The following is a 20,461-nucleotide window of genomic DNA, read 5'->3' on the forward strand; positions in this document are numbered from 1 at the left end:
GATCTGTAAAATGCGTCCCAACCGACGCACCTTGAGATCAGTAAGCAGTTGAAATTCCAGAGCAATGCGGGCGTAGTTCAGAGGTAGAACGTCAGCTTCCCAAGCTGAATGTCGGGGGTTCGATTCCCCCCGCCCGCTCCAGTCGACTCCGACAATCGATCCTCGATCGCCCCTCCCCACATCGCGTGTGATCGCGCATGCTGCGGGGATGACCAAGTATCTCATCTCCTTTCCCAGCGCCGCCATGCAGGTCTCGCCCGAGGACCTGCCTGCTGTCGGAGACGCCGCTCGCGCGGTGATCGCCGAGGCCAAGGCGGCTGGGGTCTATGTGTTCGGCGGCGGAATCCATGAGGGCGTCGCACCTGTGCGGGTGTCGGCGGACGGCGCGGTTTCCGCGCAGCCTTATCCTGGAAGTCATCTGGATGGCGGCTTCACTGTGCTGGAGCTGCCCTCACGCGACGCCGCCGTCGCCTGGTCCGCCAAGCTGGCCGCCGCCTGCCGGTGCGATCAGGAACTTCGCGAGTTCATGTACGACCCGGCCAGCTAGGCATATGAAAAAGCCCGCCCGGACGAACCGGGCGGGCTCCTCAGATCGCATCAATCGCGACCTATTTGACGCGCTCGGCCTTGATGCCGAGCTTGGCCAGTTGGGCCTGGACGCTCTCGGCGCCGACCAGGTGGCCCGAGCCGACGGCCACGAAGCTGACGCCCGAACCGTCCAGCTTGGTCTTCAGCTGGTTGGCCCAGTCGACGTTCCGCTTGACCAGCAGCAGCTCATAAAGGTCCGGATACTGGGTCTTCATCTCGGTGATGAACTGCGCTTCCAAGTCAGCCACATCGCCCGACGCCCAGGCCGCGACCATCTTGTCGAGCTTGGCGGCGCCGCCTTCGGCGTCCTTAAGGCTGGACTTGAGGAACGCGATCTCGGTGGCCGACGGCAGGTCGGCGAAGAAGCGGATCTGCTGCTCGGGAGTCTCCAGGCCGGCGATCGGCTTGTTGGCGGCCTTGACTTCGCGGGTCAGCACGCCTTCGACGCCGCTCTTGGGGTCGTAGCCAGCCTTGATCATCGGCGCCATCGCCAGCGAAACGGCGGCGAGCCAGGGGCGCATCATCTCAAGCGCCTGGGGCGGCATCCCGGCCGACTGGCCGATCTCGCTGGCGCGCTTGAAGTCTTCCGGACCGATCTTGGCCGACAGCTTGTTGGCCTGGTCGAGGCCATAGCGCATGACCAGAGGCTGCATCACCGCCGGATCGTCGGCGCCGACCAGCTCCAGGGTCAGGTCGCCGCTGTCGGCCAGGGCCTTGTCGATCTTGGCCGAGCGCCACTGGGTTTCGGGCTTCAGCACGTGGATCGTGCCGAACAGATAGATGGTCGAGTCCTTGTCCTTGATCGCCCAGAGGGCCGGTTCGGCCAGGGCGGTCCCGGCGAAGCCGAGCGCGAAGACGGAGACCATGCCGGCGAGCACGCGACGGGCCGAGCGATTGAACTTGTTGAACATAAAAACCCCAATGGTTGGTGTGAGAGAAGTGAGGAAGGTCACGGACGGGCGCAAGGCCAATCCGACCCAGGGTTGATTTCGAAAGGCTACTTGAGGAAATCCGTGACCGCCTGGCCGAAGGCCTGGGGCTGGTCGAGCATGATGAAGTGGCGGGCGTCGTCGATCCGACGGGCTGTCAAACCGTCCAGACCCGCGTAGGCGTCGACGAACAGCTTGTCGGCGGCGGCCGGCGGCATGCCCATGGCGGTGTCATAGGCATAGAGCAGCGTGGTGGGCGCCTTGACCTTGGCCAGATCTCCGCGCGCGTCGGTGACCAGCAGGTCGTACATGGCCCGCCCGACCACCGAGGGCGACGAGGCGCCGCCCCAGGCGATGACCTGCTTCTGCCCCTCGGCCGACTTCACGAAGCGCGGCGCGCCCATGGCCTGCTGACCGGCGAAAGCTTCGGGGCTCATCGCGACGGTAGCGTCGCGCATGGCTGTCGCCTGGGGGCGCACCATCTCGGGCGTCGCCGCCGGCGAGAACAGCAGCGAGAAGAACGGCAGGCTGTCGACGATCATCAGGCGGCCGATCGACTCAGGATGGCGCTGGGCCAGCAAGAGGCCGGTGAACCCGCCCAGGGAGTGACCGATGACGGCGGGCGACTTCAGACCCTTGGCCTTGATGTAGCCGTCGACCGCCTCGACCAGCGGCGCAACCACTGCGCCGTCGGCGTTGCCTGCCACCGGCGCACCGGCGAAACCCGCCACCTGTACGACGTGGACCCGATGGGTCGCCGCCAGTTGCTTGACGGTGGCGTCCCAGACCGCGCTGGACGAAGCCAGGCCGGGGATCAGGATGACGTCAGGACCCTGGCCGACGACGGTGACCGTCATGCGGTCAGCGGCGGGACTGGCGGCGATCGGCGCCGGCGGCGCGGCGTGGGCGTGGTCGCCGCCGAACACGCCGGTGGCGGCAAGAATGGCCACGAGAACCGCTGAAGCGCCGAGGCGGTTGCGACGGGAGCACGAGGTCTTGAGGGTCACGATCTTTGTCCTTGGATAGGGGCGCGCGGAAGGCGTCAGCGTCGCGCGCCGGTGTTGGGGTGACGAAGGGTTTGCTGGAATGGCCGCCCGGGTGGTCCGGGCTTGGGGCGTAAGGACCTAGCTGGCCAAGCCCCGGCGCCAGGTGATGAACAGACCGATCATCAGGTAAGCGGCCATCATGACGCTGGTGGCGTCCCACAGGGTGAGGTGCGGCAGCAGGCCCAGCTTCTCACCCGCCGCCCACAGGAAGAGCAGGCCCTGCAGGATGGCGAAGCTGACGGCGGCGGTTTCCCCCATCGCCCGACGCATGAACTCGTCGCTTCGAACCCAGATGGCGATGTTGCCCGCCGTCTGGATCAGCAAGAGCGCGATCAAGCCCGCCATGGCGGCCGAGGCGACCATCGGCGACAGCGGCGCGAAGACGAGCGGAACCATGACCGGCGTGGCCATCATCACCCCCGCGAGGATCAGCACGAAGCCGTTCTGGGCGTAGAAGACCGCCTGGGCGGGAGTCGCCGGTCGCACCTCCTCGGGATTGATCTGGCGTCCCAGGGCGCGACGGCTGAGGCTCATCAAAAGGGTGATGAGACCGGTCAGCGCCATCATGGCCGCCAACGCCACGGCCAAAACGTCAGACCAAGACAGGTCGACCGAAGCGGCCGCGCCGGCCTCTTCCAGCGAAACCAGATAGCCGCCGAACAGGTAGCCAAGCGGCGCGGCCAACACAGCGCCGATCAGCGCCTGCAGCCCGCGATTGAGCCGGGACTTCGGTGACTTCGAAACGAGGTTCATGACACTATCCTCGATCTGGGCGGGCCCTCAGGCCTCGTCCTGGAAGATGGACTCGATGGGTTGCCCAAACAGGCGGGCGATCTTGAAGGCCAGCGGCAGGCTGGGATCGTACTTGCCGGTCTCCAGCGCGTTGATGGTCTGGCGGGAGACCTCCAGCCGGTCAGCGAGATCCGCCTGGCTCCAGTCGCGCTCGGCGCGCAGCACCTTGAGACGGTTCTTCACTTGTACCTCCAGCGGACCAGAGGTTGCGCCAGACCGAACGCGCCGCAGAACACGGGGAAGGCCAGATACGTGGGCATGTGCGCGACCAGGCCGAAGTTCTCGAGAAAGCCCCAGACCGTCGCCGCCGCCAGCGTGATCCCCATGCCCCATAGCAGGGCCTGAGCGGACATCCCGCGCTGGAACTCGTCGGTCTCCTCCAGGAGGTAGAGACCCATGATCGCGATCACCGCGATGATCGGAAGCGCGGGCGCCACGGCGACAACCCACAGCAACGGGCCGGTCGGTCGCAAGTGCTCGAAGGTCAGGATCGAGCCGGTCAAAACCACCACATAGGCCAGCATCGCGGGGATGAAGCGGAGCATGTAGCGGCGCATCGCCGGCGACGTCTTCTGGGCCATGATCGTCTCCTCTTCGCTTGGGTGTCAGCGCTGACGGATCCACCACACCGCCCAGACCAGGACGTAGGCGGTCAGTTGGAAAACCAGCAGGCTGAACACGCCGATCGCGAACCACTCCGAGGGCGAATGCTGACCGGCCAGCGCCGTCAGACGAGCGTCTCCGACCAGCATGGCGAGAGGAGCAGCCAGCACGAGCGACCCTGAGCCGCCCCAGAACCACGCGAACTTGTGGGCTTCGCGCGCCGCCTCGTCGATATTGCGCCAGTAGATCACGGACGCCACGATCATCAGGGGCGCCATTGCCAGCAGGGCGTAACCCAGGACGGTGGTCGACGGGGTGACCCCGATCTCTCTTAGGAGGGACACCCCCGCCCCGCCGACCGCCCCCAGAAGGCCGCTGGCGACAAGGAAGCCTAGGGCGATCGCCTGACGGCGGGCCTGGGTTCCGGTGGGTTTGCTCATCGTGAAAACCTTGCTCTGGATTGGGCGACTAGAGGGCGGCCAGCGCTTCGACCGCGCCATCGGCTTCGGTCGACGCAGGCTTCTTGGGGCTCTTGGACGGACGATCCCGCAGGACCAGGAACAAGGTCGCCCAAAGCGTTGCGACGCCTACGGCGAAGCCGACCGCCAGAAGCGGCCCGCCCAGCTCACGCGCGGCGCAGGTGGCCACCACCAGAGAACCCGAGCTCGCGGCCATGCCGATCGCCAGCTTCTGGGCGCGGGTGGCGGGAGTGCGTTGAGCGGTTTTCTTCATGACAAGCCTCCTCGTCGAAATGACAAGGATGTTTGTCATGCAATCTTGCACCGATGTCAAGCGTGGTTGTCATTTTGTCGTGCAGACAAGACTAAATGACGGATCTGCTTGATGTTTCAGGCGGCTCGGCGGCCCAGGAAGGGATCTTCCCGGAGGGTGTCGCCCGACAAACCGCGCCAGTGAACCGCGACGAGTCGTCGCCGCGCGAGGGCGCGACCGAACACGCCCGTGGGCGCCAGCGTCATCACCTCCCAGCCATAGCGCGAGAAGCGATCGCCAAAATCGGACCAGCGGATGACGCGCCCTTCGGCGTCCTGCCGCCACACGGACTTGTCGCAGCCGGGGATCCGCGCGCACCGCTCCCAGGCCTCGACGCGGCCTTGGAGGATCAGGAACGGATCATGAGCGATGCGGGCCAAGAAGGGCCTCCGTAGCAACCTGCGCCATCCTCCGCTTGGAACAGGACTGAGTCGCGCCCCAGGAGAACGACGACTAGATTTTGTGTAACCGCACGGAGTGTCCACTAGATGCGGTTGCGGCGCGTTGCCGCGCGACACCCCCTGCGACAGGTCGACGAAGACGCCGCGCGCCGCCCTTCCCCGGGACGAGGCCCTTGGGCTGCGATAGCCAATCGGTTCGGAACGTCACGAAACATCGCGGCTGAGCCCGTGTAAAAGCACGCGCTCAGCAAACCGCATCTCGGTTACCCGGCCCGTAACCCGGGCCGCGACCTATCGCCCCAAGTCGGAAGACTTCAGCGCCAGGCCTTGAAGTGTTTGGACAATTTGAGGCCCTGCCGCTGGTAGTGGGACCCGCCCTCACCGTACAGCCGCGCTGGACGGGCGGTCAGCGGCTCGTAGACGAGGCGCGCGACGGTCTGGCCGTCCTCGAGCAGGAACGGCGTTTCGTGGCTGCGCACCTCCAGCACGCCCTTGGAACCCACGGCCGCGGCCTCCTCGGTGCCGAAGCCTGGATCGAAGAAGCCGGCGTAGTGGACCCGGAATTCACCGACCGAGGGATCGATCGGGGTCATCTCGGCCGCCTCCATGACCGGTATCTCGATGTCGTCCTTGCTAGCCAGGATGTAGAACTCGCCCGGGTCCAGCAGCAGTTCGCCGTGGCGAGCCTCGAGCGGCTCCCAGTAGTCGCGCGGATCGTGGCCGTCCTCGTGGTCCAGGTCCACCACGCCGGCGTGACGCCGCCCGCGGAAACCGACGATCCCCGTCTCGGACAGCAGGTCCACACCGACGCTACGCGTGGCCAGCTTGGCGGGCTCGCCCCGCTTGAGACGCAGCTGGTTCAGGCGCGTGCCGGCGCGGACCAGCACCGAGAAGGTCTGTGGCGCGATCTCGATATAGAGCGGCCCCGTATAGCCGGCGTCCACGTCGTCGAAGGCGCGGCTGTGGTCGGTCAGCAACCGCACGAAGACGTCGACGCGGCCCGTCGAGCTCTTGGGGTTGCCCCGCGCCGACACCGTCATCGGCAGCGCCAGGCGCTCCTGGATCTCGGCGATGTAGACGCAGCCCTTCTCGAGCACCGCGCCCTTTGTCAGGTCCAGCTCGTGCATCGCCACATCTTTCAGCCGCTCGGGCACCTTGCGGTGCAGCCCAGGCAGGAACGAGGCGCGGATCCGCCAGGCGCGCGCGCCCAGGCGCAGGTCCAGGCTGGCGGGCTGCACCTGATCGACGTCGAACGGCGTGGCGGCGGTGATGGCCTCTTCGGCGATCAGCGCTTCGATGGTCTGGCAGGGCAGAATCCCTGCGGCGTGGGCGTCGGTCATCGGCGCGACACTCGCCAAACCCGCTCGCAAACGCAAGGCGCGAGCGAAAGACGCTCGCCTGTGACACCGCACTTTTCCCCTATGACAATTCTCTGACGCGCTGGCAGGCGTTCTGGCTTGACCCCGCCCCCTCCCCCGCTCCTTATGCCCGCGTTTTTGCGTAGGAGGCGGAGCCGTGGCCGAGAACCCGAAGGACTGGGACGTCGCGACGAAATTGATCCGGGGTGGGGTCGCGCGCTCGCAGTTCATGGAGACCGCCGAGGCGCTCTACCTGACCCAGGGCTTCACCTACGACAGCGCCGAGGGCGCCGACCGTCGCTTCGCCGGCGAGGATCCGGGCTTCGTCTATTCGCGGTTCAACAATCCGACCGTGAAGATGTTCGAGGATCGCCTGGCGCTGCTGGAAGGCGCTGAGGTCTGCCGCGCCCAGGCCACGGGCATGGCCTCGATCCACGCCGCCCTGATGGGCCTCGTCCGCGCTGGCGACCACGTGGTGGCGGGCCGCGCCCTGTTCGGCTCGTGCCGCTGGATCGTCAGCGAGTGGCTGCCGCGCTTCGGCGTCGAGACCACCTTTGTCGACGCCACCGACCCCAAGGCCTGGGAAGCGGCGATGCGGCCCAACACCAAGGCGGTGCTGGTCGAAACCCCGTCAAACCCGGTGCTTGAGATCACCGACATCCGCGCCGTCTCGGAACTGGCCCATGCGGTCGGGGCCAAGGTCATTGTCGACAACGTCTTCGCCACCCCGATCTTTCAGAAGCCGCTGGAACTGGGCGCCGACGTCGTCGTCTATTCGGCCACCAAGCACATCGACGGCCAAGGCCGGGTGCTGGGCGGGGCGATCCTGACCAGCGAGGCGATCAACGAGGAATTCTACCGCGACGCCCTGCGCCACACCGGCCCGTCGCTGTCGCCGTTCAACGCCTGGGTGATGCTCAAGGGCCTCGAAACTCTGGACCTGCGCGTCCGCCGTCAGGCCGACAGCGCCTTCGCCCTGGCCAACGTGATCGCCGAGCACAAGAAGGTGCACACGGTCCTCTATCCGTTCCGCCCCGACCACCCGGGCCACAACGTCGCCAAGGCGCAGATGACCGGCGGCGGCACCGTGATCGCCCTGGACCTGGGCAGCCGCGAAGCCGCCTTCAAGTTCCTGAACGCGCTGGAGATCGTCGACATCTCCAACAACCTCGGCGACGCAAAGTCGATGGCCACCCATCCGCCGACCACCACCCACCGCTCGGTGCCCGAGGCTGAACGCCCGTCGCTCGGCGTGACCGAAGGCGGCGTGCGCCTGTCGGTGGGCCTGGAAAGCGTCGACGACCTCAAGCGGGATGTGATCCGTGCGCTCGATCAGGCGTGAGACCTCCCCGCCCATGCAACGCATGAGACGTCGCCGCGGCGGCGACAGCGCCGCCTACGAGGCCCGCACGCGCGACATCGTCGTGCGCGTGTTCCCCACCTACGCGGCCGAGGAATCCTCGCCGGAGCAGGGCCTCTATCTGTGGTCCTACACCGTCGAGATCGAAAACCACGGCGAGGAGACCGTCACCCTGATCGCGCGCCGCTGGACGATCACTGACGCGTTCAATCGCGTGAACGAGGTCGAGGGCAGCGGCGTGGTCGGCGAGCAGCCCGAGCTAAAGCCGCGCGAAGCCTTCCGCTATGTCTCCAACTGTCCCCTTCCGACGCCGTCCGGCGCGATGCGGGGCAGCTATCAGATGGTCAATGACGAGGGCGACCTGTTTGAGGTCGAGATCCCCGAATTCTCGCTGCACCTGCCTGGCGCGGCGATGAAGCTGAACTAAAAAAAGGCCGGCGCAGATGGCGCCGGCTTTTTCATAGGTTGGTCGTATCGTCAGGCCGCAGCCGGCGGATCCAGCTTGTAAACCCGTGAGCAGTACTCGCAGGTCACGTGGATCTTGCCATCTGGTTCGATCATCTCCTCGACCTCCTCGGCCGAGAACGAGTCCATGACCACGCCGATCCGGTCTTCCGAGCAGCGGCAGAAGGCCTGCAGCGGCTTTTCGTCGAGCAGGCGCACGCCGTCCTCGTTGAACAGGCGCCAGAGCAGCGTGGGCGTCGAGACGGTCGGGTCGACAAGCTCGTCCTCGCCGGTCGTCTCAAACAGCGCCTGCACATGGGTCCAGGCGTCCTGGGTCTCGCCGCGCGCCTGATCGCCGGCGATGACCTGGATCAGGATGCCGCCCGCGCGCCAGCTGGCGCCCTGCCCCGTGTCGACCTGGCCCACCGCCAGGCGGACGCGAGTCGGCGTCTGCTCCGACTGGGCGAAGTACTGTTCAGCGCAGAGGGCCAGGGTTTCGCCCTCGATTGGCGTCACGCCTTGGTAGCGGTCCATGTCCGGCCCCTGGTCCAGGGTCATGATGAACACGCCGCCGCCCAGCAGGGTCTTGGCGCCGGGGCGCGCGAAGCCTTCGGACACCGCCGCCACTTCCTCGGGATCGAACCGGCAGTAACCGCGCAGGCCGCCGCTGGTGTCGTAGTCGACGACGACATAGCGCACCGGGCCATCGCCCTGGGCCTGAACGATCAGGCGTCCCTCGAACTTCAGGCTCGAACCGACCAAGGCGGCCAAGGCGCAGGCCTCGCCGAGCAGGTTGGCCACTGGCTCGGGATAGTCGTGGCGCGTCAGCACCTCGTCGATGGCCGCGCCGAGGCGCACCACCCGGCCACGGACGGGCAGGTTTTCGATCTGGAACGCGGAAACGACGTCGTCGAGGACGCCGGTGTCGGGAGCGATGTCGGTCATGGGGAGGCTAGATAGGCGGTTCTGGCGAAATTGCGAGCCCGATGAGTGACGGCGTGACGCGAAGCCTCGCCCAGGCATCCCTACTTCGGGCGCCTGCGACCGAACGCCTCGTTGCGAGAACAAGGGATTCGGACTCATCTGGGTTCGCCGCCGCTTTTGCCCATACGCGACGGCGACACCGGCCAGCGTTTACCAACCGGCGCTGGCCGGTAACCTTATCCGATCGCGCCGAAGCACCAGGCCAGGACGGACTTCTGGGCGTGAATGCGGTTCTCCGCCTCGTCCCAGACCAGCGAACGCGGACCGTCCAGCACGGCGTCGGTGACCTCTTCGCCCCGGTGCGCCGGCAGACAGTGCAGGAAGACGCCGTTGTCGGCGGCCAGATCCATCAGCCTGTCGTCGACCTGATAGGGCTCCAGCGCAGCCAAGCGCTCATCGTGGTCGGTGTCGCCCATCGAGACCCAAGTGTCGGCCACGACCACATCGGCGCCGCTGACGGCCGCCTTGGGATCGGTGGTCATGCTGACGCGGCCCTGCAGCCCCTCGGCGCGGGCCAGATCGTGCAGGTCGGCGTGATAGACCGCCGGGCAGGCGATCTTCAGCTCGAAGCCCAGCAGCGGCGCGGCATGGATGAAGCTGGAGCACACGTTGTTGCCGTCGCCGACCCAGGCGATCGTCTTGCCGGCGATCGGGCCGCGATGCTCCTCGATGGTGAGGATGTCGGCCATGATCTGGCACGGATGGCTCTTGTCGGTCAGGCCGTTGATCACCGGCACGGTCGAGACCTGGGCGAAGCGCTCGACGTCTGCGTGGCTGTTGGCGCGGATCATCACCGCGTCGACCATGCGCGAGAGCACCTTGGCGGTGTCCTCGATGGTCTCGCCGCGGCCCAGTTGCATGTCATTGGACGTCGAGATGATCGCGCTGCCGCCCAACTGCCGCATGGCCGCGTCGAACGAGAAGCGGGTGCGGGTCGAGTTCTTCTGGAAGATCATCGACAGCACGCGGTCCTTGGCCGGCGCATCAGCGTCGACCTTGCCCTGGGGCCAGCCCTTGCGAGCGGTCTTGCGAGCGTGGGCGTCGTCCAACAGCAGGCGCAACGTCGCGCCGTCCAGCTTCCAGAGGTCGATGAAATGGCGGGGTTGAGTCATCGGACTATCCCTATCCCCGCCTCCCCGGCGCATGCCGGGGCCCAGACTCATCCTGGGATTAAGCGGGCTTGATCTGGGTCCCGGCTTTCGCCGGGAAGGTCGGAAACGAAGGGCTTTTAGGCGGCGGCCTTGGCGCGCGCGGCCTCGCAAGCTTTCTCAAGCTTGGCGATCGCCTCGCTGGCCTCTTCGATGGTGAGGTTCAGCGGCGGCAGCAGACGCACGCAGTTGTCGCCGCCGCCAGCGATGAGAAGCTTCTCGTCGCGCGCCAGGACCATGAACTCGCGGTTGTTCGGGATCAGCTTGACGCCGATCAGCAGGCCCTTGCCACGCACGTCGACGATGACATCCGGGTAGCGGTCCTTCAGTCCATTCAACTGCTGGGTGAAGAAGCCCGAAACGGTCTTCACGTTGTCCAGCGTCTCGGGCGACTTGATGATGTCCAGCGCCGCCTTGCCGACGGCCATGGCCAGCGGGTTGCCGCCGAAGGTCGAGCCGTGCGCCGCGACCGTCATGCCCTTGGCCGCCTCGGTGGTGGCCAGGCACGCGCCGATCGGGAAGCCGCCGCCCAGGGCCTTGGCGACCGCCATGATGTGCGGCTCGCCGCCTTCGGCCCACTCGTAGGCGAAGAGCTTGCCGGTCCGACCCATGCCGCACTGGACTTCGTCATAGATCAGCAGCACGCCATGCTCGTCGCACATCTGGCGCAGGCCCACGAGGCATTGGGTCGGGATCGAGCGCGCGCCGCCCTCGCCCTGCACCGGCTCGACGATGATCGCCGCCGTGGTCGGGCTGGCGATGGCGGCCTTGATGGCGTCGTGGTCGCCGAAGGTCAGCTGGCTGTAGCCCGGCAGACGCGGGCCAAAGCCGTCGACATAGCTGGGGTTGCCCGACGCATTCACCGCCGCATAGGTGCGGCCATGGAACGAGCCGTCAAAACCGTAGATGTCGATCCGCTCGGGCTGGCCGTTGGCCGAATGATACTTGCGCGCCGTCTTCAGCGCGCACTCGACGGCTTCCGTGCCCGAGTTGGTGAAGAACACCACGTCGGCGAACGAGTTGGCGCACAGGGCGTCCGCCAGCTCTTCCTGCTCCGGGATCCGGTAGATGTTCGAGACGTGCCAGAGCTTCTCGGCCTGGGTTTTCAGGACCTCGACGAGGGCGGGATGGGCATGGCCCAGACCGTTCGTGGCGATGCCCGCCACGCAGTCGAGATACTCCTCGCCCTCGGTCGAGATCAGGCGCGCGCCTCGGCCTCGGTCAAACGCCAGCGGAGCGCGGTTGTAAACGCCCATGATGTGGTGCTGCGAGGAGTTGGACGACGTCGCGGTGCTCAAGACCGGCCTCCCAAAAAGGAAACAAGCCCCCGCGCTGTTCGCGCGGGGACCGGAAGGCCGCAGGTTGTCGCCGTGGAACACCGTCGTGTCAATGAAAGGCCCCTCAAAAAGGCCCTGAACAGCCGACGAAATCTCCGCCGATGACGCGGGTGGCTCAGCTCTTCAGACGGTAACCGGTGACGAAGAGCCTCCAGCACCACAGGAACAGCGCCACGGTGAGAACGCCGGTGGTCACCACGCCGATCGCGATCGAGCCGTCGGCATGGCCGATGAAGCCGTAGCGGAATCCGTCGATCAAATAGAAGAACGGGTTGAAATGGCTGGCCGAGCGGAAGGGCTCGGGCAGCTTGTCCACCAGATAGAAGGTGCCCGAAAGGAAGGTCATCGGCATGATCAGGAAGTTGGTCACAGCCGCCAGCTGGTCGAACTTCTCGGCCCAGAGACCCGCCAGAACGCCCGCCAAGCCCAGGATCAGCGAGGCTGTCAGCCCGAAATAGAGCACGGCCCAGAGATGGGCGACCGACAGGCCCGCGCCCGGCAGAACGCCGATGACGACCGCCGTCACCGCCCCCACGACAACGCCGCGCGTCGCAGCACCCAGCGTAAACGCCGACACCTGCTCCAGCGCCGACAACGGCGGGGTGAGGAAGTCCGGCGTCAGGCCCATCATCTTGGCCTGGATGAGCGAGGACGAGGAGTTGGCGAAGGCGTTGTTGAGGATCGCCATCATGATCAGGCCGGGGGCTACGAAATGGCCGAAGGTCACACCTCCCACCGCGGGGCGACTGGCGCCGACGGCGACCACGAAGACCAGCATGTAGAGCAGCGTGGTGACCACGGGCGCGGCGACCGTCTGGGTGCCGACCTTCCAGAACCGGCGGATTTCGCGCTGGTAGAGCGTGAGGAAGCCGGACCAGTTCCAGCCGCGATAGTCGCGCGGCTGCGGCGGAACGACGCTCTCGGCCATGTCTCTCATCGGCTCAAACCCTTGTTCTGCTTGGCCATGTGCGCCTTGAGGGCCCTTTTCGCAAGCGCAGGCTTGCCGGAATCAACATCTTGTTTCTGTGGACAGAGTCGATGGCGCCCATTGTGCGTTTTAACGCATTCTTTACGATATCTAGTAGGACGACCGCCGGCGGGGCGGATCGATCACCATATATAGGGTGACGGGCGTGGGGACGCCCCCACCCTCTCTCGAATGGCGGAGACGGGTAATGAGCTGGACCGACGAACGGGTTTCCACCCTGAAGAAGCTCTGGTTGGACGGCCTTTCGGCCAGCCAGATCGCCAAGCAACTGGGCGGCGTGACGCGCAACGCCGTGATCGGCAAGGTGCACCGCCTAGGCCTTTCGGGCCGCGCGGCCCCTTCGCAGCCGGCGCGTCCGGCCTTCAAGGCTCCGCGCCCGGCGCGTCCGGCCGCGCAGGCCATGCCCTCGGCGCCGCGTCGCGTGACGCCGGTCGAGGCCCCCTCGTCGGTTCCGGTCGCCGCAGCGCCCGCGCCGCTGCCGGCCTTCCGCCACGAGGAGCCCGGGTCGGCCACCGTACTGACCCTGGGCGCGCACATGTGCAAGTGGCCGATCGGCGATCCGTCGTCGGAAGGCTTCACCTTCTGCGGTCGCCGCTCGTCTGAAGGCCCCTACTGCGTCGAGCACGCGCGCGTGGCCTACCAGCCGCAGCAGACCAAGAAGAAGAGCGGCGGCGCCGAGCTGGCCCGTTCGCTTCGCCGCTACATCTAAGAAGAACAATAGTCTCTCAGAGCGGCGGATCCCGGATGGCCCAAAAGGCCGTCCGGGATTTCTCATTTCTGGAGGTCGGCCTAGATAGAGGCCATGAGCGACCTGCCGCCTTCCGATTCCAACGCGCCGCCGTACTCGGTCTCCGAGCTGGCCTTCGCCCTGAAGCGCACGCTGGAGGACCGCTACGGCTTCGTGCGGCTGCGCGGCGAACTTTCCAAGGTCACGCACCACTCCAACGGCCACGTCTATCTGACCCTCAAGGACGACAAGTCGGCGATCGACGGCGTGGTCTGGAAGGGCAATGTCCGGGGCCTGGGCGTTCGGCCCGAGCACGGGCTCGAGGTGATCGTCACCGGCAAGATCACCACCTATCCGGCCGGCTCGCGCTACCAGATCGTCATCGACAGCATGGAGGCCGCCGGCGTCGGCGCCCTTTTGGCGCAGCTGGAGCGCCTGAAGGCTAAGCTGGCCGCCGAGGGCCTGTTCGCGCCGGAGCGCAAGCGTCCCCTGCCCTCGATGCCCGCCGTGGTGGGGGTGATCACCAGCCCGACCGGCGCGGTGATCCGCGACATCCTGCATCGCATCCGCGACCGCTGGCCCTGCCAGGTTCTGGTCTGGCCGTGCGTCGTGCAAGGCGACGCCGCTGCTGGCCAGGTCAGCGCCGCGATCCGAGGCTTCAACGCGATCCAGCCTGGCGGGCCCGTGCCGCGCCCCGACGTCCTGATCGTCGCGCGCGGCGGCGGCTCAGTGGAGGACCTCTGGGCCTTTAACGACGAAGGCCTGGCGCGGACGGTGGCCGAAGGCACGATCCCGCTGATCTCGGCTGTGGGCCACGAGACCGACACCACCCTGATTGACTTCGTCTCGGACCGCCGCGCGCCCACGCCGACGGCGGCCGCCGAGATGGCCACGCCGGTGCTGGCCGAACTGCGGGCGTTGATCTCCGATTTCGATCGCCGGCTGAACCGTTGCGGCTCGCGCACGATCGAGGAGCGACGCACACGGCTTGTCAGCGCCGCGCGCGGCCTGCCGCGTCCCAACGATCTGCTAGCCCTGGCCCAACAGCGCTTCGACATCGCCTCTGGCCGCCTCGACGCGGCCCTGCAGCGCAACACCGCCGTCCATGCGCAGGACCTGTTGAAGGTCACCGCGCGCCTGACGCCTGAAGCCCTTGGCCGGCAACGCGCTGTGAAGGCCGATCGCTTGGCCGACCTCTCCCGCCGACTGGACCTCGCCGCCCGGAGGGTCCCCGATCGCGTCGCCCAGCACGCCCGACTGCCTGCGCTTTGGGACCGTCTGAACGCCGCCGGGCGACGGCGCCTGCAGCGGGACGCCGACCGCCTGGCCAGTCTCGAAAAACTCCGCCAATCCTTGAACCCAGAGCGCCCGCTCGAATTGGGCTTCGCCCTGGTGCGAAAGGCGGATCAAACCATCGCCCGCTCGGCGGCAGACCTCGTCTCCGGCGAGCGCGTCAGCCTGAAGTTCAAGAGCGGCGAGCGTGACGCGGTCATCGATGGCGAAGGCGGCTTCGTCCCGCCGCCCGCCGCGTCAACGCCCCCGCCCAAGCCACGCCCCAAACCCGCCGCGCCGCCCGCCGGTCAAGGCGACCTGTTCTGAAACCGCGGCTTGGCGTAGAATGGTCTCATGAACGCTTTCGATCGTGATCTCGGCAAGTCCGACGGCATGGCCGTCCTGCACTATGGCGATGGCGAGTACGCCGTGCTCAGCCCTGGCCGCTTCGTGCTGTGCGCGGTGAGCAACAAGCAGATTCCGCTGGAGGCTTTGCGCTACTGGAGCCCCGAGCACCAGGAAGCCTATACCGGTCCCGCCGAGGCCCTGAAGCGTTGGCAAGGGGCCTGAGCCGCCGCGCGGTTCTAGCCGCGCTTCCGCTGTCGATGGGCCTGCCCGCCTTGGCGCAGGCCGCCGCGCCGGGCCTGTCCCTCTCGGGAAAGTTCGTTCAAGGCGGCTACGCCGTGGGCCGCACGGCGCCCCGCGCGACGATCGACCTTGATGGCCAGGTGCTGACCACGGCGTCGGCTGACGGATGGTTCGTCATCGGCTTTGACCGTGATGCGCCCGCGAATTCGGTCCTGACCGTGACCACCGCAGAGGGCTCGGCGATAGACCAGCGCGCGGTCGCTCCCGGCGACTTCGACATCCAGCGGATCGACGGCCTGCCGCCCGAGCAGGTGACGCCGACCGATCCGGTGTTGCTGGAGCGCTTGGCCGCCGAGAACGCGCGCAAGATGGCCGGCTTCGCCAGTCAGGCCGACATCGAAGGCTTCCGCGAGGGATTCATACTTCCGGTTGTGGGCGCACGGCGCTCCGCCCGTTTCGGCGGCCAGCGCATTCTCAACGGCGAGCCCAAGCGTCCCCATTTTGGGGTTGATCTGGCGACGCCCGTCGGTACGCCCGTGCGCGCGCCGGCGTCCGCGGTGGTCGCTTTCGCCGAGACCGGATTACACTTCGAGGGCGGCCTATTGCTCCTGGATCACGGCCAAGGCCTGGTCACTGCCTATCTCCACCTGTCAAAAATCCTCGTATCGCCCGGTACTTACGTGAGGAAAGGCGACCTGGTCGCGCAGACCGGCAAAGAAGGTCGGGCGACGGGCCCGCACCTATGCTGGCGCATGAAGTGGCGTGGCCGAAACATGGACCCGTCCCTGCTGGTCGGATCGGCGCCCCTCGCCGGCTAACCTGCCGCCCCATTCGCCCCTGGCGCGAGTTTCAATCATTCGTTAGCTATGCCGCCGGTATCGAGACACGAGGTCGCCGGGGGCGATCATCGGTCTTGGTCTCCCCGCGAGATCCTTGAGGAGACGGCTCCCGCATGTCTGCGGCGCTTGAAAAGCTGCGTTTTTTGCTGGTGGACGACAACCAGCACATCCGCGCGATCGTTTCCACGATCCTCAAGGGCGTGGGCGTTCGGCATATTCGCGAGGCGATGGACGGCGCTGAAGCTCTGCAGATCCTGCGCGACTGGCAGACCGACATCGCCATCGTCGACTTCAAGATGAGCCCGTTGGACGGGGTGATGTTCACCCAGCTGGTGCGTAGCTCACCCGACAGCGTCGACCCATACCTGCCGATCATCATGCTGACCGGCTTCGCCGAGCGTCACCGGGTCTTCGAGGCCCGTGATGCGGGCGTGACGGAGATCGTCGTGAAGCCCGTGACAGCACGGTCGCTTCTGGATCGCATCAACACCGTGATTTTCCACCAGCGCCCGTTCATCCGGTCGCCGGACTACTTCGGCCCATGCCGCCGACGTCGGGTCGACCCGCAGTATCATGGCCCCTTCCGCCGCAATGGCGAGAAGGACTCCATCACCGACGCGATCGAAATCTAGTCGGCGACGTCTGCGCGCTCGCGGTCCGCCAGGGCCGCGTAGACCTCATTGGGCCAACGCCGATGAACCCAGAACCACTCGGCGGGGCGCTCACGGATCCGGTCTTCCATGAAGGCGTTGATCATCCGCACTCCGGCCTCGATGTCCGCCGTCCGATCGCCCGTCTTCGGCGGAACGATCGGATCGTGGACCACCGCGCGGAAGCGCGCGCCCTTGAGCCGCTGCACCGACATCGGCTGCAGCACCGTGCCAAAGCGGATCGCCAGGCGGGTCGGCCCGGGAGCGGTGTGCGCGAGGTGACCGAAGAATGGCGCGGCCACGCCGCTGTTGAACTTCTGATCGTTCATCAGGGCCACTGACTTGCCCTGCTTCATGCCTTCCAGCAGTTCGCGCGCGCCGTCGCCGCCCTTGGGCGCGAACAGCCGGACCCCATAGCGGAACCGGCTCTCCTTGATCCGCTTGTCGACATAGGGGTTGTTGGCCGCGCGATAGGTCATCTCGCAGACCACACCGCTGTCGACGATGGCAGCAGGCATCACTTCCCAGTTCGACAGGTGTCCCGAAACGAACACGACCGGGATCCGGTTCTCGGCGATCTCGACGAGGCGCTCCTTGCCTACAACCTCGACCCGGCCGGTGGACGGCAGGATCTTGTCCATCAGCGGGAACTCGGCGAACGAGCGGCCAAGGCCGTCCCACTGTTCGCGCAGGATCTGTTCGTGCCAGGCTGCGTCCTTCTCGGGAAAGGCCAGCTTCAGATTGCGGGTCGCAACCTTGTGCGCCCCGCTCATCGGTCCAAAGGTGCGTCCCAGCCAGCCGCCGAAATCCGAGGCCCGGTCCACGCCCATCAGGCGCACCGCGCCGATAAACAGGTCGAAGCCCAGGGCTTCCAACCGCCACAAGAGGTCCTGGACCCAAGGCTGACGCTTTTCAGACATGGGCCCTTAGTAGGCTCCCGCGCACGCCTCGCGCAACGGAGTCTCGCCCGGCACGCGACTTGCGGCTGTGAAGCCAGACCGTTCCGTTTCGGGACGGGTCGGGAGAAACAAGGGGGCATGGCTTCCATGGGCAACGACATCGACGTTCACCTGGGCAAGCGCCTGCGTCGCCGCCGTCGTCTGCTGGGTCTCACCCAGCAGCAACTGGCTGGCACGGTCGGCGTGCGCTTTCAGCAGATCCAAAAGTATGAGTGCGGCGCCAACCGCATCTCGGCCGCGCGGCTGTGGCAGCTGTCCGAAGCGCTCGAGGTTCCGGTCGGCTACTTCTACGACGGCCTGTCGGACACCCGTCGCGAGACGACCAGCGAGTCGGCCGAAGGCGGCGAGATGTTCGCCCGTAAGGAAACCCTCGACCTGATCCGGGCCTACTACCTGCTGGGCGAGCGTCCGCGCCGTCGCCTTCTGGACCTGGCCAAGTCGCTGAATGGCGGCGCCGAGCACGCCGACGCTTAAAGTCGGCGAACGCAGACAGTCACTGGTGGCGTACCTGCGGCGGGGAGGTTACATCCCCGCCCATGACGCTCTCCGCTGACCGGCTCGCGGCGCTTGACGCCTTCATTCTCGACCTCAATCGGGCTTCCGCTGAGGTGATCCTGCCGCTGTTCCGGGCCGACCACGGCCTTGAGGACAAGGGGGCGGGCAAGAACCTGCCGCGCGACACCCACGCGGCCTTCGATCCGGTCACCGAGGCCGATCGCGGCGCCGAAGCTACTATCCGCAAGCTGATCGCCGAGCACTATCCCGAGCACGGGGTGATCGGCGAGGAGTATGGCGAGGATCGCCCCGACGCCGAGTTCGTCTGGGTGCTCGACCCGATCGACGGCACGCGCGCCTTTATCGCTGGCCTGCCGCTGTGGACCACCCTGATCGGCCTGCGCCACCAGGGCCGTCCCGTGCTGGGTTCAATTGGCCAGCCATTCATCGACGAGGTCTTCGTCGGCCACGCCGGCGGGTCGCGTCTTGTCGCCGGCGGCCAAGAACGCACGATCCACGTTCGCGAGTGCGCCAACATCAATGACGCGGTCATTGCGACCACCGATCCGGACGCCTGTTTCGACGGCGCCGAACGCGGCGCCTGGCTGCAGGTCCGCGCCGCCGCCAAGCTGGCGCGCCTCGGCTGCGACGCCTACGCCTACGCCATGGTCGCCATGGGCAAGATGGACATGGTCATCGAGGCGGGCCTGAAGTCCTGGGACATCGAGGCCGCCATCCCCGTGATCGAGGGCGCCGGCGGCCTAGTCACCAACTGGCGCGGCGAGGCTGTGGGTCCGAACGGCGGCCAGATGGTGATCTCGGGCGACCGGCGTCCGCTGGACGAAGCGCTGGTCAGTCTGAGACGTTCGGCGAAATAAGCGGCTCGCGCGGGGCAAGCGGATCGACCGTCTCGTCGAACGCTTTCCAAAACAACGCGCGGCGAGCGTCGGTCTCGACCAGGATCTCGTGGAATGCGCCCGGGACCTCGATATAGCGCCCCTTGGGGATACGGCCGGCGATCGACTTGGAGTCGACGTTCAGCACCCGGTTGTCGAGTTCAGCGCCCAGGATGGTCACCGGAACGGTGATCTTTTCGACCGACCGGCTGCGACGCAACCAGGCGCAGGCCGAGATCGCGAAGTCGGCCCAGCCCCAGGTCATGCCGCCAAGCGCGATCTCCGGATGCGCGCGCAGCTGCGACTGATAGCGATCGTAGCGCGTCTCATCGTGGGTCAGGCCATCGCCCTGGAAGGTCTGGGTCAGCGGATCGTAGGGGGTCTGCACATACTCGCCCGCCAACCCGATCCGCGACATCACGAACGCCAAAGGGCGCGCCAGCCACGGCGGGACGCCCGCGGTATTGAGGCCGAGCATCGGCGCCGACAGCACCGCCGCCGCGAGGCGTGGTTCACCGTGGGCCAGGACCAGCATCGTCAGACACCCACCCATCGAGTGACTGACCGCCACCCAGGGCTTGGGCATCCGCGCCTCGAAAGCATCGAGCAGCGCCTTGTGGTCGGAAACGAAGGTCTTGAAGCCTCGGGCATGGCCCTTGAGGCGGTCTGGCAAGACGCGGGCTGAAAGCCCCTGCCCTCGCCAGTCGTGCAGCAGCACGGCGAAGCCGCGCGCGAGGAGGTCCTCAACGACCTCGAAGTACTTCTCCAGCGGCTCGCTGCGTCCGGGGCTCAGCACCACCGTTCCCCGCGCGGGCCCTTCCGGGAAAAACGTCGCGGCGCGGAGGGTCGCCCCATCCGCGCCACAAAACCATTCGGCCTTGCCGCTGTCGGGAACCGGGGCCTCGGGAATCGAGACCAGAGGCGCCGGTCCCCCCATCGCTTAGCGGAGCTTGGCGAACAGCGCGCCCATCTTGGGCTGCAGCCCCATGGCCACGCCCATGTCCGACAGCTTCAGCTTGCCGGTCATGACGGCCATCGTCGGGTCCAGCTTGCCTTCGCCCATGGCGACCAGGTCGTCCAGGGCCAGGGTCATGGTCAGGTCGGCCGGCTTGTCTTCGTTGGTGACCGAACCGCCGTCGATGTGGATGACACCGGCGTCCTTCAGGTCGAACTTCAGGGACTTGCCCAGGCCGCTGTCGTCGCCAACGGCGGTTTTGATCTTGTCGGTGAGTTCCTGGATGGTGGCCATGGCGCGATCTCCCTCTGCGCTTGTGAGTTGGCGAATA

At 66.8% G+C, this 20,461-nt stretch carries 25 protein-coding genes, 1 tRNA gene and 1 pseudogene; 11 read left to right on the plus strand and 16 right to left on the minus strand.

What is annotated here, in order from left to right; genetic code table 11:
* Nucleotides 1-66: 66 nt before the first annotated feature.
* Both J2X45_RS05550 and J2X45_RS05555 read left to right on the plus strand, forming a co-directional pair.
* Nucleotides 67-141: transfer RNA gene (locus tag J2X45_RS05550), tRNA-Gly, on the plus strand.
* 67 nt (nucleotides 142-208) lie between these two features.
* Entirely contained in the window at nucleotides 209-547 is a 339-nt protein-coding gene (locus tag J2X45_RS05555; protein WP_310212317.1) for a transcription initiation protein, read from the plus strand.
* Nucleotides 548-608: 61 nt separating this feature from the next.
* Here the strand turns inward: J2X45_RS05555 and J2X45_RS05560 are convergent, their stop codons facing one another.
* From J2X45_RS05560 to J2X45_RS05600, 9 genes and pseudogenes are all read right to left on the minus strand, one after another.
* Complete coding sequence (locus J2X45_RS05560) at nucleotides 609-1,499, minus strand: TraB/GumN family protein (protein ID WP_310212320.1); 891 nt, start codon at nucleotides 1,497-1,499, stop codon at nucleotides 609-611.
* A gap of 86 nt (nucleotides 1,500-1,585) precedes the next feature.
* Nucleotides 1,586-2,524: an alpha/beta hydrolase gene (locus tag J2X45_RS05565; protein ID WP_310212323.1), complete on the minus strand. Its 939-nt coding sequence runs from the start codon at nucleotides 2,522-2,524 to the stop codon at nucleotides 1,586-1,588.
* Between the two features lie 117 nt (nucleotides 2,525-2,641).
* The gene (locus J2X45_RS05570) at nucleotides 2,642-3,316 is read right to left on the minus strand and encodes a hypothetical protein (protein WP_310212326.1); all 675 of its coding nucleotides are present in this window, start codon (nucleotides 3,314-3,316) and stop codon (nucleotides 2,642-2,644) included.
* 27 nt (nucleotides 3,317-3,343) lie between these two features.
* Entirely contained in the window at nucleotides 3,344-3,538 is a 195-nt protein-coding gene (locus J2X45_RS05575; protein ID WP_010920093.1) for a helix-turn-helix transcriptional regulator, read from the minus strand.
* A pseudogene (locus J2X45_RS05580) lies at nucleotides 3,535-4,051 on the minus strand (hypothetical protein). Before J2X45_RS05580 ends, J2X45_RS05575 begins: the two are co-directional and overlap by 4 nt.
* Nucleotides 3,961-4,398, minus strand: a complete 438-nt coding sequence (locus J2X45_RS05585; protein ID WP_310212330.1) for a hypothetical protein — start codon at nucleotides 4,396-4,398, stop codon at nucleotides 3,961-3,963. Before J2X45_RS05585 ends, J2X45_RS05580 begins: the two are co-directional and overlap by 91 nt.
* Before the next feature lie 28 nt (nucleotides 4,399-4,426).
* A complete protein-coding gene (locus J2X45_RS05590) occupies nucleotides 4,427-4,690 on the minus strand; it encodes a hypothetical protein (RefSeq protein WP_310212333.1) in 264 nt (87 codons plus the stop codon).
* A gap of 116 nt (nucleotides 4,691-4,806) precedes the next feature.
* Nucleotides 4,807-5,322: a hypothetical protein gene (locus J2X45_RS05595; RefSeq protein ID WP_404980015.1), complete on the minus strand. Its 516-nt coding sequence runs from the start codon at nucleotides 5,320-5,322 to the stop codon at nucleotides 4,807-4,809.
* A gap of 122 nt (nucleotides 5,323-5,444) precedes the next feature.
* Complete coding sequence (locus tag J2X45_RS05600; protein WP_310212336.1) at nucleotides 5,445-6,470, minus strand: 2'-deoxycytidine 5'-triphosphate deaminase; 1,026 nt, start codon at nucleotides 6,468-6,470, stop codon at nucleotides 5,445-5,447.
* A 175-nt stretch (nucleotides 6,471-6,645) separates the two neighbouring features.
* Here J2X45_RS05600 and metZ point away from each other — a divergent pair, with 175 nt between their 5' ends.
* Nucleotides 6,646-7,830: an O-succinylhomoserine sulfhydrylase gene (gene metZ / locus J2X45_RS05605; RefSeq protein ID WP_310212339.1), complete on the plus strand. Its 1,185-nt coding sequence runs from the start codon at nucleotides 6,646-6,648 to the stop codon at nucleotides 7,828-7,830.
* Nucleotides 7,811-8,275, plus strand: coding sequence for a Co2+/Mg2+ efflux protein ApaG (gene apaG / locus J2X45_RS05610; protein ID WP_310212342.1), 465 nt, complete (start codon nucleotides 7,811-7,813; stop codon nucleotides 8,273-8,275). Before metZ ends, apaG begins: the two co-directional genes overlap by 20 nt.
* Nucleotides 8,276-8,325: 50 nt before the next feature.
* On the opposite strand, the gene J2X45_RS05615 is transcribed toward apaG, so the two are convergent.
* The 4 genes from J2X45_RS05615 to J2X45_RS05630 form a co-directional block, all read right to left on the minus strand.
* A complete protein-coding gene (locus J2X45_RS05615; RefSeq protein ID WP_310212344.1) occupies nucleotides 8,326-9,237 on the minus strand; it encodes an Hsp33 family molecular chaperone in 912 nt (303 codons plus the stop codon).
* A gap of 215 nt (nucleotides 9,238-9,452) precedes the next feature.
* Entirely contained in the window at nucleotides 9,453-10,388 is a 936-nt protein-coding gene (gene argF / locus J2X45_RS05620; RefSeq protein WP_310212348.1) for an ornithine carbamoyltransferase, read from the minus strand.
* A 116-nt stretch (nucleotides 10,389-10,504) separates the two neighbouring features.
* The gene (locus J2X45_RS05625; RefSeq protein WP_310212351.1) at nucleotides 10,505-11,722 is read right to left on the minus strand and encodes an aspartate aminotransferase family protein; all 1,218 of its coding nucleotides are present in this window, start codon (nucleotides 11,720-11,722) and stop codon (nucleotides 10,505-10,507) included.
* A 154-nt stretch (nucleotides 11,723-11,876) separates the two neighbouring features.
* Nucleotides 11,877-12,698, minus strand: a complete 822-nt coding sequence (locus tag J2X45_RS05630) for an ABC transporter permease (protein ID WP_310212354.1) — start codon at nucleotides 12,696-12,698, stop codon at nucleotides 11,877-11,879.
* A gap of 238 nt (nucleotides 12,699-12,936) precedes the next feature.
* On the opposite strand from J2X45_RS05630, the gene gcrA reads away from it, so the two are divergent.
* From gcrA to J2X45_RS05655, 5 genes are all read left to right on the plus strand, one after another.
* Nucleotides 12,937-13,458 (plus strand): cell cycle sigma 70 cofactor GcrA, encoded by a 522-nt coding sequence (gene gcrA, locus J2X45_RS05635; RefSeq protein WP_096051881.1) that lies wholly within the window; start codon nucleotides 12,937-12,939, stop codon nucleotides 13,456-13,458.
* A 93-nt stretch (nucleotides 13,459-13,551) separates the two neighbouring features.
* A complete protein-coding gene (xseA, locus tag J2X45_RS05640; RefSeq protein WP_310212358.1) occupies nucleotides 13,552-15,075 on the plus strand; it encodes an exodeoxyribonuclease VII large subunit in 1,524 nt (507 codons plus the stop codon).
* A 27-nt stretch (nucleotides 15,076-15,102) separates the two neighbouring features.
* Entirely contained in the window at nucleotides 15,103-15,318 is a 216-nt protein-coding gene (locus J2X45_RS05645; protein WP_310212361.1) for a DUF2093 domain-containing protein, read from the plus strand.
* A complete protein-coding gene (locus J2X45_RS05650) occupies nucleotides 15,303-16,154 on the plus strand; it encodes a M23 family metallopeptidase (RefSeq protein ID WP_310212363.1) in 852 nt (283 codons plus the stop codon). The genes J2X45_RS05645 and J2X45_RS05650 overlap by 16 nt, the downstream gene beginning before the upstream one ends.
* A gap of 134 nt (nucleotides 16,155-16,288) precedes the next feature.
* Nucleotides 16,289-16,807 carry a response regulator gene (locus tag J2X45_RS05655; protein WP_310212366.1) on the plus strand — a complete coding sequence of 173 codons (519 nt, stop codon included), beginning with the start codon at nucleotides 16,289-16,291 and terminating at the stop codon, nucleotides 16,805-16,807.
* On the opposite strand, the gene J2X45_RS05660 is transcribed toward J2X45_RS05655, so the two are convergent.
* Nucleotides 16,804-17,745, minus strand: coding sequence for a lysophospholipid acyltransferase family protein (locus J2X45_RS05660; protein ID WP_310212368.1), 942 nt, complete (start codon nucleotides 17,743-17,745; stop codon nucleotides 16,804-16,806). The genes J2X45_RS05655 and J2X45_RS05660 overlap by 4 nt on opposite strands.
* Nucleotides 17,746-17,862: 117 nt before the next feature.
* On the opposite strand from J2X45_RS05660, the gene J2X45_RS05665 reads away from it, so the two are divergent.
* Together J2X45_RS05665 and hisN are read left to right on the plus strand one after the other, a co-directional pair.
* Entirely contained in the window at nucleotides 17,863-18,258 is a 396-nt protein-coding gene (locus J2X45_RS05665; RefSeq protein ID WP_010920112.1) for a helix-turn-helix domain-containing protein, read from the plus strand.
* 62 nt (nucleotides 18,259-18,320) lie between these two features.
* On the plus strand, nucleotides 18,321-19,157 hold the full coding sequence (gene hisN, locus J2X45_RS05670) for a histidinol-phosphatase (protein WP_310212371.1): 837 nt from the start codon (nucleotides 18,321-18,323) through the stop codon (nucleotides 19,155-19,157).
* Here hisN and J2X45_RS05675 read toward each other — a convergent pair.
* Both J2X45_RS05675 and J2X45_RS05680 read right to left on the minus strand, forming a co-directional pair.
* Entirely contained in the window at nucleotides 19,132-20,112 is a 981-nt protein-coding gene (locus J2X45_RS05675; RefSeq protein ID WP_310212374.1) for an alpha/beta hydrolase, read from the minus strand. The two genes, hisN and J2X45_RS05675, sit on opposite strands and share 26 nt — an antisense overlap.
* Nucleotides 20,113-20,115: 3 nt before the next feature.
* Complete coding sequence (locus tag J2X45_RS05680) at nucleotides 20,116-20,424, minus strand: SCP2 sterol-binding domain-containing protein (protein ID WP_010920115.1); 309 nt, start codon at nucleotides 20,422-20,424, stop codon at nucleotides 20,116-20,118.
* Nucleotides 20,425-20,461 lie beyond the last annotated feature (37 nt).

Source organism: Caulobacter sp. BE264 (assembly GCF_031457805.1).
In the GTDB taxonomy this organism is placed as follows: domain Bacteria; phylum Pseudomonadota; class Alphaproteobacteria; order Caulobacterales; family Caulobacteraceae; genus Caulobacter.

Coding starts and splice junctions, on each gene's coding strand:
- J2X45_RS05555 (WP_310212317.1), top strand. CDS start 209: ATGACCAAGTATCTCATCTCCTTTCCCAGCGCCGCCATGCAGGTCTCG.
- J2X45_RS05560 (WP_310212320.1), bottom strand. CDS start 1,499: ATGTTCAACAAGTTCAATCGCTCGGCCCGTCGCGTGCTCGCCGGCATG.
- J2X45_RS05570 (WP_310212326.1), bottom strand. CDS start 3,316: ATGAACCTCGTTTCGAAGTCACCGAAGTCCCGGCTCAATCGCGGGCTG.
- J2X45_RS05585 (WP_310212330.1), bottom strand. CDS start 4,398: ATGAGCAAACCCACCGGAACCCAGGCCCGCCGTCAGGCGATCGCCCTA.
- J2X45_RS05590 (WP_310212333.1), bottom strand. CDS start 4,690: ATGAAGAAAACCGCTCAACGCACTCCCGCCACCCGCGCCCAGAAGCTG.
- J2X45_RS05600 (WP_310212336.1), bottom strand. CDS start 6,470: ATGACCGACGCCCACGCCGCAGGGATTCTGCCCTGCCAGACCATCGAA.
- J2X45_RS05615 (WP_310212344.1), bottom strand. CDS start 9,237: ATGACCGACATCGCTCCCGACACCGGCGTCCTCGACGACGTCGTTTCC.
- argF (WP_310212348.1), bottom strand. CDS start 10,388: ATGACTCAACCCCGCCATTTCATCGACCTCTGGAAGCTGGACGGCGCG.
- J2X45_RS05630 (WP_310212354.1), bottom strand. CDS start 12,698: ATGAGAGACATGGCCGAGAGCGTCGTTCCGCCGCAGCCGCGCGACTAT.
- gcrA (WP_096051881.1), top strand. CDS start 12,937: ATGAGCTGGACCGACGAACGGGTTTCCACCCTGAAGAAGCTCTGGTTG.
- xseA (WP_310212358.1), top strand. CDS start 13,552: ATGAGCGACCTGCCGCCTTCCGATTCCAACGCGCCGCCGTACTCGGTC.
- J2X45_RS05645 (WP_310212361.1), top strand. CDS start 15,103: ATGAACGCTTTCGATCGTGATCTCGGCAAGTCCGACGGCATGGCCGTC.
- J2X45_RS05655 (WP_310212366.1), top strand. CDS start 16,289: ATGTCTGCGGCGCTTGAAAAGCTGCGTTTTTTGCTGGTGGACGACAAC.
- J2X45_RS05660 (WP_310212368.1), bottom strand. CDS start 17,745: ATGTCTGAAAAGCGTCAGCCTTGGGTCCAGGACCTCTTGTGGCGGTTG.
- J2X45_RS05665 (WP_010920112.1), top strand. CDS start 17,863: ATGGCTTCCATGGGCAACGACATCGACGTTCACCTGGGCAAGCGCCTG.
- hisN (WP_310212371.1), top strand. CDS start 18,321: ATGACGCTCTCCGCTGACCGGCTCGCGGCGCTTGACGCCTTCATTCTC.
- J2X45_RS05675 (WP_310212374.1), bottom strand. CDS start 20,112: ATGGGGGGACCGGCGCCTCTGGTCTCGATTCCCGAGGCCCCGGTTCCC.
- J2X45_RS05680 (WP_010920115.1), bottom strand. CDS start 20,424: ATGGCCACCATCCAGGAACTCACCGACAAGATCAAAACCGCCGTTGGC.